Source organism: Leptospira meyeri (genome assembly GCF_004368965.1).
GTDB lineage: Bacteria > Spirochaetota > Leptospiria > Leptospirales > Leptospiraceae > Leptospira_A > Leptospira_A meyeri.
In genome coordinates this window covers 2,914,225-2,932,008 of record NZ_SORO01000001.1, presented here as the reverse complement: position 1 = coordinate 2,932,008, position 17,784 = coordinate 2,914,225, and the positions used below count along the sequence as shown (strand labels likewise).

Annotated in this window: 13 protein-coding genes; 5 read left to right on the top strand and 8 right to left on the bottom strand. The window is 38.3% G+C overall.

Annotated elements, in window-relative coordinates:
* The first annotated feature begins 38 nt into the window (after positions 1 to 38).
* The gene (locus CLV96_RS13740) at positions 39 to 1,865 is read left to right on the top strand and encodes a sensor histidine kinase (protein ID WP_004787120.1); all 1,827 of its coding nucleotides are present in this window, start codon (positions 39 to 41) and stop codon (positions 1,863 to 1,865) included.
* Here CLV96_RS13740 and CLV96_RS13735 read toward each other — a convergent pair.
* Entirely contained in the window at positions 1,862 to 2,959 is a 1,098-nt protein-coding gene (locus CLV96_RS13735) for an acyl-CoA desaturase (protein ID WP_004786133.1), read from the bottom strand. The genes CLV96_RS13740 and CLV96_RS13735 overlap by 4 nt on opposite strands.
* Positions 2,960 to 3,018: 59 nt before the next feature.
* Here CLV96_RS13735 and CLV96_RS13730 point away from each other — a divergent pair, with 59 nt between their 5' ends.
* Positions 3,019 to 4,152 (top strand): LBF_2804 family protein, encoded by a 1,134-nt coding sequence (locus CLV96_RS13730; protein WP_040917316.1) that lies wholly within the window; start codon positions 3,019 to 3,021, stop codon positions 4,150 to 4,152.
* Positions 4,153 to 4,187: 35 nt separating this feature from the next.
* Complete coding sequence (gene tpx, locus CLV96_RS13725; protein ID WP_004787509.1) at positions 4,188 to 4,703, top strand: thiol peroxidase; 516 nt, start codon at positions 4,188 to 4,190, stop codon at positions 4,701 to 4,703.
* Here tpx and CLV96_RS13720 read toward each other — a convergent pair.
* The 3 genes from CLV96_RS13720 to CLV96_RS13710 all read right to left on the bottom strand — a co-directional run bounded on the left by CLV96_RS13720 (position 4,687) and on the right by CLV96_RS13710 (position 9,351).
* On the bottom strand, positions 4,687 to 6,996 hold the full coding sequence (locus CLV96_RS13720; RefSeq protein ID WP_004786638.1) for an ATP-binding protein: 2,310 nt from the start codon (positions 6,994 to 6,996) through the stop codon (positions 4,687 to 4,689). The two genes, tpx and CLV96_RS13720, sit on opposite strands and share 17 nt — an antisense overlap.
* Positions 6,993 to 8,081, bottom strand: coding sequence for a metallophosphoesterase family protein (locus CLV96_RS13715; RefSeq protein ID WP_004787630.1), 1,089 nt, complete (start codon positions 8,079 to 8,081; stop codon positions 6,993 to 6,995). The genes CLV96_RS13720 and CLV96_RS13715 overlap by 4 nt, the downstream gene beginning before the upstream one ends.
* A gap of 76 nt (positions 8,082 to 8,157) precedes the next feature.
* Positions 8,158 to 9,351 carry a CaiB/BaiF CoA transferase family protein gene (locus CLV96_RS13710; protein WP_004784752.1) on the bottom strand — a complete coding sequence of 398 codons (1,194 nt, stop codon included), beginning with the start codon at positions 9,349 to 9,351 and terminating at the stop codon, positions 8,158 to 8,160.
* A gap of 78 nt (positions 9,352 to 9,429) precedes the next feature.
* Between CLV96_RS13710 and CLV96_RS13705 the strand changes: the two genes are divergently transcribed.
* Positions 9,430 to 13,689 carry a beta strand repeat-containing protein gene (locus CLV96_RS13705; protein ID WP_004785245.1) on the top strand — a complete coding sequence of 1,420 codons (4,260 nt, stop codon included), beginning with the start codon at positions 9,430 to 9,432 and terminating at the stop codon, positions 13,687 to 13,689.
* Positions 13,690 to 13,705: 16 nt separating this feature from the next.
* Here the strand turns inward: CLV96_RS13705 and CLV96_RS13700 are convergent, their stop codons facing one another.
* Both CLV96_RS13700 and CLV96_RS13695 read right to left on the bottom strand, forming a co-directional pair.
* A complete protein-coding gene (locus CLV96_RS13700; protein WP_004786386.1) occupies positions 13,706 to 15,505 on the bottom strand; it encodes a sulfatase in 1,800 nt (599 codons plus the stop codon).
* Complete coding sequence (locus CLV96_RS13695; protein WP_004785703.1) at positions 15,502 to 15,891, bottom strand: DMT family transporter; 390 nt, start codon at positions 15,889 to 15,891, stop codon at positions 15,502 to 15,504. Before CLV96_RS13695 ends, CLV96_RS13700 begins: the two co-directional genes overlap by 4 nt.
* Between CLV96_RS13695 and CLV96_RS13690 the strand changes: the two genes are divergently transcribed.
* A complete protein-coding gene (locus CLV96_RS13690) occupies positions 15,886 to 16,785 on the top strand; it encodes an alpha/beta fold hydrolase (RefSeq protein ID WP_004787446.1) in 900 nt (299 codons plus the stop codon). The two genes, CLV96_RS13695 and CLV96_RS13690, sit on opposite strands and share 6 nt — an antisense overlap.
* Before the next feature lie 164 nt (positions 16,786 to 16,949).
* Here the strand turns inward: CLV96_RS13690 and CLV96_RS20015 are convergent, their stop codons facing one another.
* Together CLV96_RS20015 and CLV96_RS13680 are read right to left on the bottom strand one after the other, a co-directional pair.
* Entirely contained in the window at positions 16,950 to 17,114 is a 165-nt protein-coding gene (locus CLV96_RS20015; protein WP_265370177.1) for a type II toxin-antitoxin system PemK/MazF family toxin, read from the bottom strand.
* Between the two features lie 143 nt (positions 17,115 to 17,257).
* Positions 17,258 to 17,584, bottom strand: a complete 327-nt coding sequence (locus CLV96_RS13680; protein ID WP_020776277.1) for a hypothetical protein — start codon at positions 17,582 to 17,584, stop codon at positions 17,258 to 17,260.
* Positions 17,585 to 17,784 lie beyond the last annotated feature (200 nt).

The following is a 17,784-nucleotide window of genomic DNA, read 5'->3' as shown; positions in this document are numbered from 1 at the left end:
ACCAAAATAATCTAGTTCTTACATTCTATACAGGTGACATGCAAACACAAGTTTTCTTTCCCTTCGGAATCATAATCCTTTCTGCATTTGGTTGGTTTGGATTTGCTTATGCTTTAAGCAGTATCAATTCCACAGAAACCTACTTCCTATTTGCCACTCTTTTTGGAATTCTGAATCTTTTGGTTTTGTATTTTTTACGCAAAAAACAGGCACCACAAGGAATGGAAAAACCAAAAAAACGTGATGAACTCGTCCAAAACCTATTTGCTTTAGAAAAATTCAAAGAAGAACTAATTTCCTTCAACGACCCAGACCAAATCAGCGAAACCATCAGTCAGTTCCTTGCCTCAAAAATCCCAGCGGAGTTTGTCCAAGTGTATACTTGGGATGAAAGGGAAGGCCAATTTCGTCCCAGACCTTTTTTAGAATCATTAGACCAAAAGTTTTCAAATTTACCTTCTCTTCCCGTCTTTAATCCTTTTTTACTATGGCTCTCCGAACGCGAAGGTATCCATATCAAAGAAAATTTCATCCAGTTTGCCTCTCCCAATCATGAAAAAATAGCCAAACAAGCATTAAACTTTTTTACAGAAACCAAATCAGAGTTAGTTGCTACTCTTTCAATCAAATCAAGTCTTGTTGGTTTTATCTTACTTGGAAAACACAAAGAAGGAAAAATTTATGATATAGAAGAAATTGAAATCATTTTGGAAATCCTTTCTGTTTCTCTGATGTCATTATCTAATTCAATGATTTACCAACAGTTATTGAACTTAACAGAAACTTTGGAAGCAAAGGTAAGAGAACGAACGAAAGAATTAGAAGAAACACAAGCTCACTTAGTCCAATCGGAAAAAATGGCTTCTCTGGGGGTGATGGTAGCGGGGATTGCTCATGAAATCAATACGCCTGCTGCTGTCATCAATGGATCAGCAGACAACCTTGATGCTAATTTAGTTTATGTATTATCGCATTTAGGAGACATCTCACAACTCATTCAGAATCCTGATTTTCGTTCCATCTATTTGGACATTCTATTTAGTTTCGTGAAAGAAGACCCAGCGGCAAAGATCGATCCTAAAGACAAATTCAAACTCAAAAAAGAAACAAAATTTCGATTTGTCCAAGATGGAATCAGTGAAAATGATGCAACGGATTTAGCAACCTTTATCATTGATCATCATCTTTTGCATATGCAAGAGGAACTCATTCGTATTTGGAAGGCCGGTGGAAAAGAAACCTTTGAGATGTTAAAGAATACTTTGAGCTTACAAAGAAATATCAAAAACATCAAATATGCAATTCGCAATATAGTGCGGATTGTCAAAGCCCTCAAATACTATTCCCATTTAGGACAAGCCTCTTATGCGGAGTCCGACCTTCACGAAGGGTTAGAAAACACTCTTGTGATCATGCAAAACCAAATCAAACATGGAGTGGAAATTGAAAGGGCGTATGGAAGTATCCCTCCAGTTAGGTGTAATATTGATGAACTAAACCAAGTTTGGACAAACCTTATCACCAATGCCATCCATGCGATGAAAAAAATAGAACATCCCAAACTCATCATTTCTTCGCAAATGATTGGAGCAGATTATGTATTGATTAGTTTTGAAGATAACGGTTCGGGAATTCCAGTCGAGATCAAAGACAAAATTTGGGATCCATTTTTTACAACGAAAGACCAAGGCGAAGGTACGGGGCTTGGGCTGGGAATAGTCAAAGGAATTATCGAAAAACACAAAGGAAGGATTGAAGTGGAGTCCTCTCCAGGAAAAACAAGGTTTATGGTTTATTTACCGTTAGTTGGCCCTGGAGATGTTCCGAGTATCCCGAAAGAAATCTTTCGGGAAATTCGCGGTTAAGAAAAAATCGGTTTTCCCGGTTGGTTTAGAAGTTTCTCCCAACTTTCTTTTGTTTGTTCAAATTTTTTGCGAAGAATCCCGACTTCTTTTTCGTTGGAAGATTGTTTTGCCTGTTTCCAAGTTTGGAATTCTTTGATCGCAGTTTCCCTAAGGCTAGTTAGTTGTTCTTCCCAATGGCGTAGTTTTGATTCTTCCAAATTCGCAAATTGGTTTAAAGTTTCTTTTTCTTTTAAATACATGGTCTTCTGCAGGATTTTTTCTTCAGAAACTTTTTTTAAGTTATATGTAAGACCTAAAAAAGAAAGACCTTTGATCATCCATTTAGATGGATCATAGTCAAACCAACGTATCCCATTTCGATAATCTGATTGAAACTCATGGTGGAAGTTATGAAACCCTTCACCAAATGTAAAGAAGGCGATGATCCAGTTATCTCTTGCTGTTTGTTCTTTAGAAAAAGTTCTTTCTCCCCAAACGTGACATGCACTATTGATAAAAAAAGTAAACTGGTGAACTACAAACAGTCTTAAAAAACCAGCAACAAACATTCCTTCTAAAAAACTACCCCATAACATAGAGATAAGACCTGGGAGGATAAAACACATAAAAATAGAAATAGAATAAAAATGTTTATGTTGCCACAGAACCAAAGGATCATTTACCAAATCCTGAACTCCTTGTTGGACATACTTACGTTTGCGAAATAACCAACCAATGTGAGCAAACCAAAATCCTTTTTTAATGGAATAAGGATCTTTGTCTGTATCGACAAAACGATGGTGGATGCGGTGGTCTTCACTCCATTCCAAGGCTGTTGATTGAAATGCTGCTGCTCCAAAAAGAAGTAACCAGAGTTTGACGGGTGTTTTTGCATCATAAGCTTTGTGAGAAAAAAGTCTATGATAACCTACTGTGATTCCCATTCCTGTAGCAAAAAAATAAAATACAAACAGAGCCCAAGTTCCAATATGAACTGAATCATAAAGATACAAATAGAGGGTTCCGAAAATCCCTACTAACGGATAGGTTATTAAAAAGATCGTAGTCACCCAATCAATGGGTGCTTTGGTTTTGATTTCAGCTTGTATCATCATCGAGAATTCCTGTTTCATGGAGTGGGAGTCCCAATCCAGGATTCTGGTTGCAAAAAAAAATGAGTACAGAACGTTACAAACCGGGATTTTTAGAACAATGGGGGCGTAAGGTTCTCATTTCGATCCATTCACATGCGAGAAAACCCGAAAATTCCGACAAAAGTTTTGCCTCCCAGTCCAAAAAACTTCTTCTTTGGGGCGTTTTTTTATCTTTTTGGATTGGGTTTTTACCATCGATCACCTTCGTTTTTCTTTCAACTTGTCTTCCTCCACTTGAGTTTTGGAGTTTGGAAACTCATTCAATCATCACTCTGACTGAGTTTGTTTTTCTTTTGGCTCTAGTCACTTTCATTGAATTTTATCTCCTCTTTCGATTGGGATTTCACCTTTCCTATCGAATGGCACAGTATGCAGACATTGAACTTGCAGAAGAGCCAGAGCTCATCACTCCCATTCCGGGCATGATGGCTAGGTTGGTTTTAGAAATTCCCGATCCTAGGATTCGATTGTATGGAATTGATCCTTATAAACATTTAAATGAACGGGCACTATTCTTTCGGACCGTTTTGTACAAAAGCAAAGTTTTTCTTTCCAATATATTCGCCAAACTTCTATTAAAGGTATTTTTGGGGAGGACAGGACTTCGATTTTTAATTGAATATGTTTCGGGTCCAATTACAGGAATCTGGGACAGTGTAACAACTTATTTGATTTTATTTGAGTTACGCAAACGAATCATCACAAGAAAGTTGTCGGATGCAATTTTACTCAAAATCCAATCGAAACAAGGTTCCGAAGTATTCATCGAAACCACACTGCGTGCTGTGGCAATATCCATTGTATACACAAAAACATTCCATCCTAACTTTGAATACTTACTCTTTGGATTGATACGACTTTTACCAAATAAAGACAAACTGACCGATTTAGATGATTGGAACGAGTTTGTACATTTATTCCCAAAACTGACAAAAGAAGAAAGGAATTGGCCGATTGCAATCTTTGCTTTGTGTTCTACATTTGATGGATCCTTAAATCGGGAAGAATTGAATGCGTTTCAAGAAATTACCGACCTTTCACCTTCGTGGCTTTTGGATCGAGTCCGTCATTTAAGTGAAACCATTCGGAAAGGCGAACTCTCGGAATCTTTGCTTTGGATGGAAAAAATCCTTCCCGAAGAATCCGCTCGATGAAAGACTAGATTAGTCTAAATACAAAGGAGATCAGCATGGCACAAGTAACACTCAAAGGAAATCCCGTTCCACTCGAAGGAAACCTTCCCAAACCGGGGGATAAAGCCCCAGACTTTCGAGTCGCCAAACAAGATTTAGGTGATTTGACTTTAAAAGATTTAGCAGGGAAGGTAAAAATCCTTGTGGCGGTTCCCAGTTTAGATACAGCTGTCTGTGCCCTTGAAACCAAAAAGTTTAACGAAAAAGTAGCGAAGGAAAATGGAATCACAACCTTAATCATTTCTGGAGACCTTCCTTTTGCGATGAAACGATTTTGTTCCACTGAAGGAATTAATTCAGAAAACTTAATTACCGGTTCGCAGTTCAAAGATTTTTCTTTTTCCAAAAATTATGGTACTCATATCGCTGGTGGCCCACTTGCGGGATTATCAGCACGAGCCGTATTTGTGGTGGATAAAGACGATATCATCCGTTATACGGAACTTGTACCCGAGATCGGTAGCGAACCAAATTACGATACAGTATTTTCTGAAGCTAAGAAACTCGTTTAGTTAATTCATGGATTTGGCAAGGGAGATTATATTCCTTTGCCAAAACGTTAATCTTTGAAACCAAATCCTCATCAAAACTAAAAAATACGACTTTCCATTCTTCTTCTGCATTGGCAATACATTGCAATGTGTAGGCAAGTGCAACATCTCTTCGACTAATATCCATATGTCGAAATGGCTCATCCAACAGAAGATAAGGTAAATTGAATTGTTTCCCAATGCGAAAAGCATATTCCAAACGCAGAACATAAGAAATTTGTTCTTTCGTTCCTGTGGATAAATTTGTAAAGACTTGGCTAGTTTTAGAGGAGTCGGAGGTGATCTGAATTTCATCAGAAAATCCATTCCATTGGATTTGTTTTGTTGGAAGAGAACCTTTTAGTGCATCCATTCTGTTTTGTAATGATTTAACAAGAGATGACATTTTATCTGTACTTTCAGATTGCATCTCAGTAAAAATTTCTGTTAACACTTCCAGAGCCTGAAAGTTCTTTTCCAATTCATTTGTCTTTTTTTCTTTTGTTTCTAAATCGCGTTTGTTTTGTTCCCATTCTTTTTGGGCAGGCACGATTCTGGACTCCAAAACAGCTTTACCCGTATCCAATTTTTTCTCTAACTCAACAAGGATTCTTTCAAGATCTCGAATTTTATTGGAAATTGTTTGGATTTCGTTTTCTAATTTTTGTTTGGCGGTCCGATCTTCCGAGGAATAGGTCTTTGAGATTCCTTTTTTTTCTAAATCCATTCGTTTTTCTTTTAATTGGAGTTTTAAATCTTCTAATTCATTAATTCCCCATTTTTTGGACTCAAGTTTTAAGGATTCTTCTAATGTTCGCAACTTTTCTTGTTTCAATCGAATTTGAACAAATAATTCAGTTTGTTCAGAAATTGAATTCACTCCAGATTCTCGCAAAATTGCCGTTAATTCTTTTTCTTTTTCAAAAAGAAGTTCCTTCCCTTTTTTTTCTTCAATGCGAAACTGATTGATTTCTTCTTCCAAACTAGTGATGGCCGTTTGAAAGTTATCTCCTTCCAGTTTATGTTTTGTGTATTCCCGATCAAATCGTTGGAACATTAAGGTAATAGATTCCATAGTCAGTGAATCAGGTTTCCATTCACCTAAAGTTTTGGTTTCCATTTCGGTAGCGATCCGACGAACCATTTCGTTCCACTTGGGTTCATCCCGTTCAAGTTTGATTTCTTTAGCACGAAAAACAAAAAATAAAGTCGCACCTAAAAAGAAAATTGGGAGAATATAAATCCAAACACCAAAATCTGTGAATAAGGAAAGGATCAAAGAAAAAATCCCAAAAACACCAAACCCGCCCGCCAAACTTCTATATAATGGATTCCAAGTGATTCTTTGGACCACTGGGGATTCTTCTTGAAATTTACGAATGGTATGCTTCCAAGTTTCAAAAAAATCAAAATAGGATTCCAATTTTTTGGATTTTTGTTCTGTTAATGTTTTTTGACTCAGAGAAGATTCTAATTTTTTTTCCAATTGTAGAAATCGTTCTTTTGAAAGAGATAATTTTTGTTCGATCGATTGGATTTCCCCATCAATTTCTTTTGATTTTTGATCCCCATTTGATTTTAGGATTCGTTCATCTGACTTCGATTGGGTTCGTAATGTTTCCCATTGTAACAATTGGCCATACACTCGGTCCGCTTCCGCGAATTGTTCAGTTTCCTTATATTCTTCTAAACGTTTTTGTAGTTTAATTTGTTCTTCTAAAGAAGAGGATAACTCTTCTTTTCGTTTTTGACGTTCGATCTCCCAGGTTGGTAAATCAGCAAATTGAGAAGAGATTTTATTTAAATTCAACTCTGACTCATTAAACCTTTGTTTGGCAGTCGTAAGTTCTAATAAAGTTTGATTCCATTCTTTAGCGGACTTTCTTGTTCCCGTTTTTGTTGCAAGTTGTTCTACCTGCTCTATGAGTTTAGCAGGATTATATCCACTATCAAATATGGTTTGTTCAATGGTGCTAATCAGTTCTTTTTCAGAACCTACATCCATATTTCCTTCCCTAATGACTAGTGAGTTCAAATATAAATTTTGGGAAAGAGAAAGTTTGGGTATCCCCAAATCAGAATTTCTTTCAGGTTTGTATCTTGCATTAAGAAGGGCACCATACTTTGTGCTTCCCACAACTTTCACGAGAGCCGAGACAAAGGCATCCAAGATAGTTGTTTTACCTGATTCGTTGGGACCCGTGAACACAGTCACTTTTTCAATGGGAAATTCATTTTTGGAAAAGATACCGAAGTTTTCTATTTTTAATATCATCGATTTTTCTTTCCTTCCAAAATCAATCGAATGCCTGTGACCCGAGTGTGTCTCCAAAGACTAGGATCCATTTGTCCTTTTCTTTCGTTCATCTTATCTAAAAACTGTTTTACGAATTCATTTTCAGAAAGGTGTTGGATGACGGTGATTTGTGATTCATCGGGATCAAACTCCAAAATTCGAAATTTGGATTTCCAATCGCGAAGAACTGTTTCTTGGAATTTTTGTTTTTCTGACATCGAATCAACGTACCCTGCAAATCGAAACACAATCCAATCGTTTGGATTTGTTTCCGCTAAATATGTTTCGATACTCTCCTCTGGTTTTCCCTCCGTATCCAAAGAAACGATAATTTCTTTATATTCACCTGCAGATTTCCAATTTACAGATTCCGTACGAATCGTACTACCTTCGACAAACAAAAAGATACCTCCTCTTTTTCCAGATTCTCCTTTTCTCCATACACGAGAAGATCCAGCATAACCAACATTACACTTTCCAACAGTCCCCATTCGAGCTTTATGGAGATGCCCAATGGCAAGATAATCCAAATCTAAATTTTGAATTAAATTGGGATCCAAATAAGAGCCGCCCTCTTCTTCTTCCTCACTAAGACCAGTAAAACTCATTCCTGAAACAGTTCCGTGAGCGAGTCCAATCCGAAGTTTTGTTTGTTTTGTTGGTGGAGGTGCAAGTAACAATTCCGAATAATTTTCCTGGTGTGGGATTGCTAAAAATTCAATCCCATTGTCTTCAAATAAAAAATAAGGAGTTTTATCTAAAACCTTTACTTTAGAAGACCAATCATAGCTCGCATAATGGTTGCTATTTCTTTTTTCTAAAATTTCATGATTCCCTGGCAGAAAATAAATGATTCCTGAATAAGAGGATACTTCTTTTAGAAAATCTGAACGTAATCCTTCTAAATCGGGAAATGTATTAAAAAGATCCCCACAAAAAAGAATACGATCGCAATTCGTCGACTCTGCCGTTTGTAAAATTTCTCGTAATACGGAAAGGGAATAAATCTTTTCCTCGGGGGAAATTTGGGAAAGGTGAAGGTCGGATACTTGTAATAACTTCATAGAGTAGGTTTAGGGAAGAGTGTACCTCCCCCCTGGGACAAAATAAAGAAATTACTAAAAAAAAGCAAGGGAGCTGTTAGATCACTCGGTCTTTTTTAAACTCCGCAATTTTATCTTTGGAAAACCCCAATCCACCCAAAATCTCGTCCGTATGTTCCCCATGTTCTGGTGGGTCGTTTCTATAAACAAAAGGTGTCTCTGAAAAATGAAACGGTGACCCAAATTGTAGAATTGGTCCATATTTTGGATGGTTTCTTTCGATCACCATACCTCGTTCTTTCAAATGTGAATCTTCTGAAACTTCCTTCATATTGAGAATAGGAGAAAGACAAGCGTCTGTATTGTCAAAGATTGGTTGTAAATCGGAATAAGTTTTGGATTTAAAATAATCAGTTAACTTTTGTTTAATGAGAGGAATGTTTTCTTCATTCATAGGATGATCTTTCGTTAAGTTTTCCATTCCTGCGGCCCGTAAAAAAGTTTGGAAAAACATATCTTCTAAGGCACCAAGGGCTACATATCTTCCTTCTTTTGTTTCATAAACATTATAGTTTGGCAATTTACCAGAAAGAATATCGTTCCCTGCTTCTGGCGATTTTTCTGATGAAGATAAAATTCCACCGTATAACGAAAGAAATTGGAGGGAAGCATCTGTCATCGAAATGTCAATCCGTTGTCCTTTGCCAGTTTTTTCTCTAAAATAAAGAGCAGCAAGGATTGCAGATAGAGCCGTCAGAGTTCCTCCTCCCACATCTGCCAATTGAAAACCAGCAGGCCTTGGGGGATTTCCTGTTTGGTCAAGGACTCCAGAGACCGCTAAGTAATTCAAATCATGTCCGGCAAAGTCTACGTATTTTCCCGAGATTCCGTAGCCAGAAATTCCACAGTAAATCAAACGAGGAAATTTTTCTTTTAAGACATCATAACCGATTCCCATCTTATCCATTCCATCGGGACGAAATCCTTCGAGTAAAATGTCTGCATCTTCTAAAAGTTTAAAAAGAATTTCTTTGGCTTGGTCTCGTTTAAGATTCAATGTAATCGCTTTTTTATTTCGATTCAACATCATGTATAAAGCAGGATAACCAGTTTTGCCTTTAAACATCGCACGAGATCCATCATAGGCTCTGGGATTTTCAATTTTGATTACTTCTGCACCCATATCTGCTAAATGTTGCGAACACAAGGGGCCTGGAAGGAGTAAAGAAAGGTCCACAACTTTGACACCAGCAAGTGGCCCTTGGGATAATTGGTTTTGATTTTGGCTCATTTGATTTTATTGCAATTCCTGGAATTTTTTTTCTAATTTAAGCTATTTTTCTCGTAATATATAGAGGGAGAACCCTAAATGGGTGCGATACGAGGACAAAAGGAAATCATGTTCAGAGTTTGTATTTCCATCATGATCCTCCTCTCCTCCACCTTTACCATTTCTTGCCAGTCCATCACACCGCTGAATTTGCAGATGTTATTCGGTTCTTTCTTTGTTTCCACAACCGGGCAAGGTTCTGTCATTTACGAAGCTCCAAATTTTTTATTCACGAGTGAAAATGGAAGACAAGCAGAATTCACAGTTCGTTTGAACATAGAGCCAAACAGTTCAGTAAGAATTGGCCCAATCACTGTCTCTGATCCCACTGAGGGTGTACTTTTGTCGCAAACTTTTCTAGATTTTACAGAAGACAATTGGGATATACCACAGAGCATTCGTTTGGCGGGTATAGATGATTTAATTGCTGATGGAAATCAAAACTATAGAGTCCAATTAGGGACCACATTAACTTCCGATATCAGATTTTCTGCACAAGGACTTCCTGTTTTACTCGTTGTTAATACTGACGATGAATCTTCCGGTGTGGCAGCAAGCCCAGCTTTTGGACTCATCACTTCGGAAACAGGAGAAACCGGTACTATTGCTTATGTATTACAAACAAGACCAATGCAAGATGTAACCATCAGAAATTTTGTTTCTAATGATACAACAGAAGCAACTGTCGCTGCAGTAGAACTTGTATTTACACCTAACAATTGGAATGTGCCACAAACTGTGACCGTTACGGGTGTGGATGATTTTAGTGTAGATGATAGTACGTTTCAAATCTCTGCCGATCCCACAGTTTCGAATGACCCAGCTTATATGGGTAAGCCAATCCCTATCATTACAGGAACCAATGTCGATGATGATGTAGCTGGGTTTACTGTTATCAATTTGTCAGGACTGACAACGACAGAAGCTGGGGGCGCTGTGAGTTTTGGGATTGTGATGAATACATTACCGACAAATTCTGTTACAATTCCTTCTATTGTTGCCACCCCTAGTTCGGAAGGTACAGCTTCTCCATCTTCACTAACCTTTGCACCGAGTGAATGGTTTACACCGAAAATAGTCACTGTCACTGGGGTAAACGAATTTATCGTAGATGGTCCAAAAACTGTATCGATAGTTGCTGGGGCAGCCACTTCTGCCGACACAGATTACAATGGTTTGGCGGGTCCAGTTTTTCCTTCTGTAACCAATACCGATGATGATATTCCTGGATTTGTTCTGACATCCCCTGGTAGTTTGACCATTTCTGAAAATGGAGGTAACCTTTCTTTTGCCATCCATCTTTTGTCCCAACCTCCTCCAGGGTTTACCGTAACACTCACAGGAATATCTGAAAACAATGCCATCACTAATAGCAGTACTACCAACTTAGTTTTTACAAATGCAAATTGGAATGTAGACCAGTATGTCAACATTACCACTAATAACAATGCCATTGATGAGGACACAAGGACTGTCACATTGCAGTTTGGATCAGTTGATACGGGTGGGTCTGCCGATCCTGTTTATAATTCAGTATCGCCTCCATCATCTGTGACTATTTTAGTAACAGATGATGACACAGCAGGATTTACTGTCACTCCTGTAGGGGGTCTCGTGGTCCATGAAAATGGAACTCCTTCGACAGAAACCTTTACAGTAGTATTGAATTCTCAACCAACAAACACAGTGAGTATTCCAAGCATCACATCCAGTAATACTTCCGAAATAACTGTGTCTCCGGCTTCTTTGAGTTTTACTGCAGGGAATTGGAACACCCCGCAAACCGTCACCATCACTTCTGTGTTAGATGGAGTTGATGATGGAGATCAAAATGTAAATATCTCTTTTGGAAATTCAACATCGGCCGATACAAAGTACAATTCGACCGCAATCCCTGCTGTGACTGCCATTAATACGGATAGCAATGAACCTTTGGTTCGTATCCAAAACTTATCCGCATCTTCAATGTTAGAAAATGGAACTTCTACCATCACATTCGAAATCAGACTTTCTTTAAAGCCGAATGCCAATGTGACGATTGGGCCAATCACTTCTTCTGATGGAACTGAAGCGGTTTTACTCAATAGTTCTTCTGGTGTTGCTGCATCCAGAACTCTTACCTTTACCCCCACAAACGGACAACCTGCTAATTATTCCGGGAACACCAGTGATAGTGGTTGGGATGTAGTCCAAGTGGTCACAGTTCGTTCTGTTTCAGACTCCTTTGATGATGGAAATATTCCAGTCACCATTCATATCCCACAAGCGAGTGGCTCTTACTTCACCGGACTTTTTCCCACAGGAACTCTTCCAGGTTATACAGAAGCTAGCGGTGATTTGGTGATCACCATCACCGATAATGATACAGCTGGTTTTACAATTTCATCCAACACACTAAATCTTACGGAAGGCGGAAGTGATGGAACCTTTACAGTTCGTTTGAATTCAGCACCCTGCGACACTCCCGGTAATTTAGCTGCTTGTGCCTCAGGTTCCGTTACCATCCCCATCTCGGGCGAAACTTTTAACTTACCAGACACAGTACAATACACGTTTTCTCCTGCTAGTTTGACTTTCACACATACAAACTTTTCAACAACCCAAACAGTAACTGTCATTGTTGCAAATGATTCCATCAATGAAATAAACACAAGGACTCATACGCTTACGTTAGGTGCAATATCAGGGTCGGGAACAGACTATGAAGGGATGAATCCTTCTGATATCACGATTAACATTACAGACGATGACAACCCGTCCCCAAATATTTTATTCACTTTGGACTCTGGACAACCTTACTTCACAACAGAGTCGGGCCAATCGGCGATGTATAGCCTGAGGTTAGGAAGTCGCCCCATTCCGGGAAACCAAGTCACTGTAACTATCGCCACCTCCGATGCAACAGAAGGAATGATCAATGATGGAGGAACGCCCGTTAGCTCCAAACAATATATCTTTGATGAAACCAACTGGAGCACCTCGGTTCCTGTGGAAATTCAAGGAGTCTCCGATGTTTTGAGTGATGGAAATATAAGTTATTCGGTAACAGTAAATGGAACAGAGACTGGTTCAATGCCGTCATGGTATGTTAGTTTTGTAGGAAGCACTGGGGACACGGTTACACTTGTCAACTACAGCACATCAGAAAACCCAGTAACTGTTGTCACTCCCACGAATATGACTCGGGCTGAAAATTCTGCGACCTTTCCCATTTATGTACTTCTCAGCCAAGCGCCAACAGATGATGTCACAGTTCCCGTTTCGGTAACGACAACTTTTCCTTGCCAGTTGATTGTCGCACCAAGTGTCCCTCAATTTTCTATTTCAACAAGTTCCCTCACTATCACCAGCGCCAATTGGAATACTATCGGGCCACACAACACAGTCTTGGTGACGCCAAATGATGATGCAGTCGATGATGGAAATGTATCATGTCCGATTGTTGTGGGTGTCCTTTCTTCTACCGATGGCTTTTATAATGGTGTAAATCCTTACCCATCATCGAATTACCCTATGCTCACTTTGAATGATAATGACAGTGCTGGAATCACAACCTCTGGATTTACACCTGCCACAGTGATCACTTCACAATCAGGTGCATCCTCTGAATTTTACATCCATTTGGACTCACAACCCACAACGAACATCACAGTGAACTTTAACACAACTCCTGGCGGACTCGTAAGTTTCCCTACGGGAACTCTCACCTTCACACCAAGTAATTTTGGTTCAGGCCAACTGGTCACTGTGACGGGACTTGATACGGCCGCTACTGGTGACGTAAGTTATACCATTGCCTCTGCAGTGACCTCAGGAGAAACAGGCACCGGCTTTACACCTTCTGCTATTTATACTGCCCTCACCCCTCTTTCCATCTCCGCCACTCATATCAACTATATCTACGATATTGTTCCTTGTATAGATCCAAATCCTATGAATGCCTGCGGAACTTCAGCCAATAGTTCAGGGGGACTTGTCACTTCACCTAACTTAATCACTACAGAATTTGGTGGCCAATCTAGATTCCAAGTGCGTTTGCGTGCAAGACCTATCTCTAATGTTACCATACCCGTCTCTAGTTCGAATGTTGCGGAAGGGACAAGTTCTGTTTCTAGTTTAGTGTTTACATCCAGTGATTGGAATACATACCAAAATGTTGTTCTATCAGGAGTCGATGATTTTCTGACCGACGGAAATTTAGTGTATTCAATTTTATTTGGGTCCCTTAGTGGTGGAGGGAGTGGGTTTAATGGGGAAACTTTGCCGAATGTATCTGTTACGAATCAGGACAACGATTAATTCAAATCACAATCAACTATTGTACGTATCCTTGTTTCTTTAAAATCTCTAAAGCATCGGTTCCTAATTCTTGTTTCGAAGAATAAGATTTTTTTTGTCCACCCTCTTTCCAAAAATAAACTTTTGCTTTGGGAGTGATGACTGGTCTTTTCGGTCCGGTTTCATATAACAAATCACAGTTGGACCTACAAGATGCTAAACTCACTCCGAAGTAACCCGTAAAAATGTCCGATTTTGGAATTTGTTGTTTAGAAAACCAGACTGTAATTTCAGGTGAACTCACATCTGGATACACCTCAAAACTGATTTCAAAGGGATCCATTCGTTTGGTTTGGATTTGTACCAACTTTCCTTTTTCTTCCAAAAGAACATCCTCGGGGTAGGATGCCATACGTATGGTTCCACTGGGTATCCGAATTTGAATTTCTGTATCCTTTGATTCTGGATGGATGGAAAGATGATATAACGGTAGTTTGGGTTCCATTGATCGAATTTGTTTCCAAAACCGAATGATTTTCTTTTCCAGATCCGGCTGTAGTTTCATACCTTTGATCGTAGCTATATTCGCAATTCTTAATGGATTTTCCTGATTGGGATCTTTTTTTGAATCCAAATATAAATAGAATTCACTCCCTACAGATCCTTGCCAAAATTTTCCAAGCTCATGAAACCGGTAGGACCTTTGCAATAGAAACTCGGATCCTTCCCCATACCCTTGCGTAAATCTGGTCTCTCCATAATACGTCCGTTTGGTGGTTTCTTTATTTTCAATCAAGGATCTAAGTGATTTACCTTGTACAGATTTAGGAACTGTCAATCCAATATAATCCAAAATCGTTGGATATAAATCAATCGACCTTGTCATTGCACTTATAGATTGTTTTTTGGTTTCGTTTGGTAACTTAACTAGAAGCGGAACATGGATATTTTCCAAAAACAAATCCTGGCCATGCCCATAATATGTATTGGTTCCAGTAAACGGAGAAATTGCATGAGCAGAATGCATCACCTCACCGTGGTCAGCCGTGATGAGAATCATCGTGTTATCCCAAAGATTTTTATCTTTTAACTCATCAAAGACTTTTCCAAGTTCCTCATCGACAAAGGCTACTTCTCCAAGATAGTTTGTTTTCTTTTCATCTAAAACTTCTTTCGTTTGAATACGAGCTGTGAATCCCGGAGGTGGAGTGTATGGTTTGTGCGGATCGTTATAATTTAAAAACAGGAAAAAAGGTTTTTTATCGGATGAAATTTCTTTCAATACTTCAAAAGTTTTTTTTGTAATTTTTTTTGTATCTTCGTTATAATTGGAAAAATCGTATAACAAATCAAAGCCGACATCTACCCCAAGTCCAAATTTATCTGTTAAAAAAGGGTTGTTCCCGACCATATATGTACCAAAGGAATTTTCTTTGAGTAGTTTAGGCAATGGGTATTTTTCAGTCCGATAAAATGCTTCTACTTCTGACCTGGTAGTTGGATAGTCCCAAAAATTAACAGGGTTGGCAGAAGCATACTTACCAGTGAAAAATACTAATGTCGATGGTCTTGTCCAAGCTGCGTTTACTAAATGGTATTGGAAGGTAATGGCATTTTCTTTGAACAAATCTAAGTTAGGTGTAACGCCATAGCGACCAATGATATCTCCCCGAAGGGAATCAATCACAATCCAAAGAACATTGGGACGAGGTTTTAAAGCAATAGAGTCAGACCCCGAACCAAGTCCCGGATCCGATTTTTTACAAAGAAAAATGAAAAGAAAGGGAAAGAAAAATAGTAAAAATATTCGTTTGTTAGAATTGGATTTAGGTTTCAAGATTTAACATCAAACATCTGCAAGGCGGTAAGCCAAACACCGATCAATATAAATGCAATCCCCAACCATTGTGTCAGATTCAACCGCTCTTTAAAAAAAAGAGAAGAGGCAATGAGGACAATGATAAAACCACTGGAAGTGAATACTGGATAAGCAAGTGAGAGTTTCAACCCCTTCCCCAAAACATATCGATACCCAAGTAAGGCTAAACCAAAACTGGCGAGTCCACCGATAAAATAAGGATTAAACACCGTAAAGATTGTTTCCCAAAGACCACCTGACAATGTTTTTGTTTGGTCTTGTAAGGATGAGGATTTGATTAAAATATTAGCCAATGCATTAAAGAATACGGCTATACAGAAGAAGAGGATGACCTGGAATTGCATGGGATAGAGACAAAATCCGATCTAAATCGGGAAGGGTCAAATAGAAAAATGAAACAAAAATCCTTTCGGTTCAGAAACTGGGAATGTGCCTACTTAGATTCGGAAACTCCGGGTCCCGTTCTCGTTTTCTGTCATGCCAATGGTTATAGTGCCGGATGTTACCAGTATTATTTTAATTTATTATCAAAACATTACAGAGTCATTGCTCCTGACTTTTTGGGTCATGGACGTTCTGAGTTTAGTTTAAAATTTAATAATTGGAATGTGTTTCGAGATCAAATCCTTGCACTTCTCAATTTTGAATCCATTAACAAAACAAGTATCATCGGACACTCTTTAGGTGGAGCCTCATCTCTTTTAGCGGCAGCCAAAGAACCTTCCCGTTTTGAAAAAGTATTAGTCATGGACCCCGTCATCTTAGGTTGGAAACTCATCCTCCTTTCTAAATTTTTAGAAAACCCTTTGGCAAAGGGTGCAAAAAAAAGAAGAACTCATTTTAAATCCATAGAGCTTGTTAGGCGGTCTTTTCGAAAATTTCCGGCCTTTGCCAACTTTGAACCTTCTATCTTCGAAGATTATCTCAACTCATGTTTTGTAAATACTGGCCATGAAGCAGAAGTCAAACTTTGTTGTGATCCAAGAGTGGAAGCAAGGATCTTTGGCCACGCACACTTTCACGTTTTCAAAAACTTTTACGGTATCAAAACAGAAAACCATATCGCCATTCCAGAAAAATTCGAAGTCTGTAGCCCTAAGTATGCCAACCTTCTCGCAAAAGTAAATCCCAAGTCCGATGTTACAATCTTTCCAGGATTTACACATTTTTTTCCATTTGAAAGGCCGAAAGAAACTTGGAATTGGATGAAAAGATGTTTGGAGATAAAAGAAAATTGAGATAGGTTTCAAAGAGAGAAGCGATGGGCGCATCGAATTGGTTAGGTGACAAAACTCCTAAGTGAAACCGACCGCGCTATACGCTCCAATCTTTCGCTCCTGCGAAAGGATTTCCGCTACTATCGCTGGCGCTGGGGATTCTGGTTAGACTGCTGTTATGTGTATTACCTATGATCCAAAGAAAAAACTAACTTGATCCCGTCTTCTACTTTCTTCATATTCTTGTTTTTGATTTCTGATGCCTTATGGATGCATCTTTCTCTATCTAGAGTTACAATTTGAAAAACATATACAATTGAGTCTTTAGAAAGATTTGTATTTTTTTGCAGAGCTTTTCCAATTTTATTTCAACATTTACGTGTTCCCAAGCAAATGTTGAGAACTGTAAGAACGTTTGAACAAGCAAGAGGAGTGGCGCACAAAACAGAACAATTAGTTTAATTCTCAAATATTATGTATATTACAATGCAGATTAAGAATTGTCTGATATTAGATTTTTCAGTTTTTCGAGTTCTTCACTCAAATCACTATCCTTCGAAATGCGAATAAATTTTTGCTCCAAATTATTTATTTTAATACGAAAGAACTCAGTGTAATCGCGCCAGTCGTCATTAAAAATTTCTATGGTGTCATTACCTTTGAAGACTATTTTGAATACCCAACTTCTATCATCAGATAGTTTTAATTTATTATTGTCATAAATAATTTTGTATCCGAATGAAAGTAAATCTTTTGCCAATTTCTTACGAATTAATTTCTGGAATTCAATTTCTTTTGGTCTAGAATTTACATATCTCATTTAATTAAAATGAATCTCATCTAACAATTTGATTATAAGGATTAGAATGATTGATTTTGTATTTTCCTTTCCATTACCTTTGAAAATTCGATACATTTCGAAAGAACTTCATCGTAACCTTCTCCATAGCAAGAAACTTCATTTCCTGAATTTCGTAATCCCAAAAAGTGATAAATGCCATTTGAAGTTTCCTTATAATA

Excerpts from the sequence above, each read along its gene's own strand:
- CLV96_RS13705 (WP_004785245.1), top strand. The coding sequence starts at position 9,430 with ATGGGTGCGATACGAGGACAAAAGGAAATCATGTTCAGAGTTTGTATT.
- CLV96_RS13680 (WP_020776277.1), bottom strand. The coding sequence starts at position 17,584 with ATGAGATATGTAAATTCTAGACCAAAAGAAATTGAATTCCAGAAATTA.
- tpx (WP_004787509.1), top strand. The coding sequence starts at position 4,188 with ATGGCACAAGTAACACTCAAAGGAAATCCCGTTCCACTCGAAGGAAAC.
- CLV96_RS13740 (WP_004787120.1), top strand. The coding sequence starts at position 39 with ATGCAAACACAAGTTTTCTTTCCCTTCGGAATCATAATCCTTTCTGCA.
- CLV96_RS13735 (WP_004786133.1), bottom strand. The coding sequence starts at position 2,959 with ATGATGATACAAGCTGAAATCAAAACCAAAGCACCCATTGATTGGGTG.
- CLV96_RS13720 (WP_004786638.1), bottom strand. The coding sequence starts at position 6,996 with ATGATATTAAAAATAGAAAACTTCGGTATCTTTTCCAAAAATGAATTT.
- CLV96_RS13710 (WP_004784752.1), bottom strand. The coding sequence starts at position 9,351 with ATGAGCCAAAATCAAAACCAATTATCCCAAGGGCCACTTGCTGGTGTC.
- CLV96_RS13695 (WP_004785703.1), bottom strand. The coding sequence starts at position 15,891 with ATGCAATTCCAGGTCATCCTCTTCTTCTGTATAGCCGTATTCTTTAAT.
- CLV96_RS13730 (WP_040917316.1), top strand. The coding sequence starts at position 3,019 with ATGAGTACAGAACGTTACAAACCGGGATTTTTAGAACAATGGGGGCGT.
- CLV96_RS13715 (WP_004787630.1), bottom strand. The coding sequence starts at position 8,081 with ATGAAGTTATTACAAGTATCCGACCTTCACCTTTCCCAAATTTCCCCC.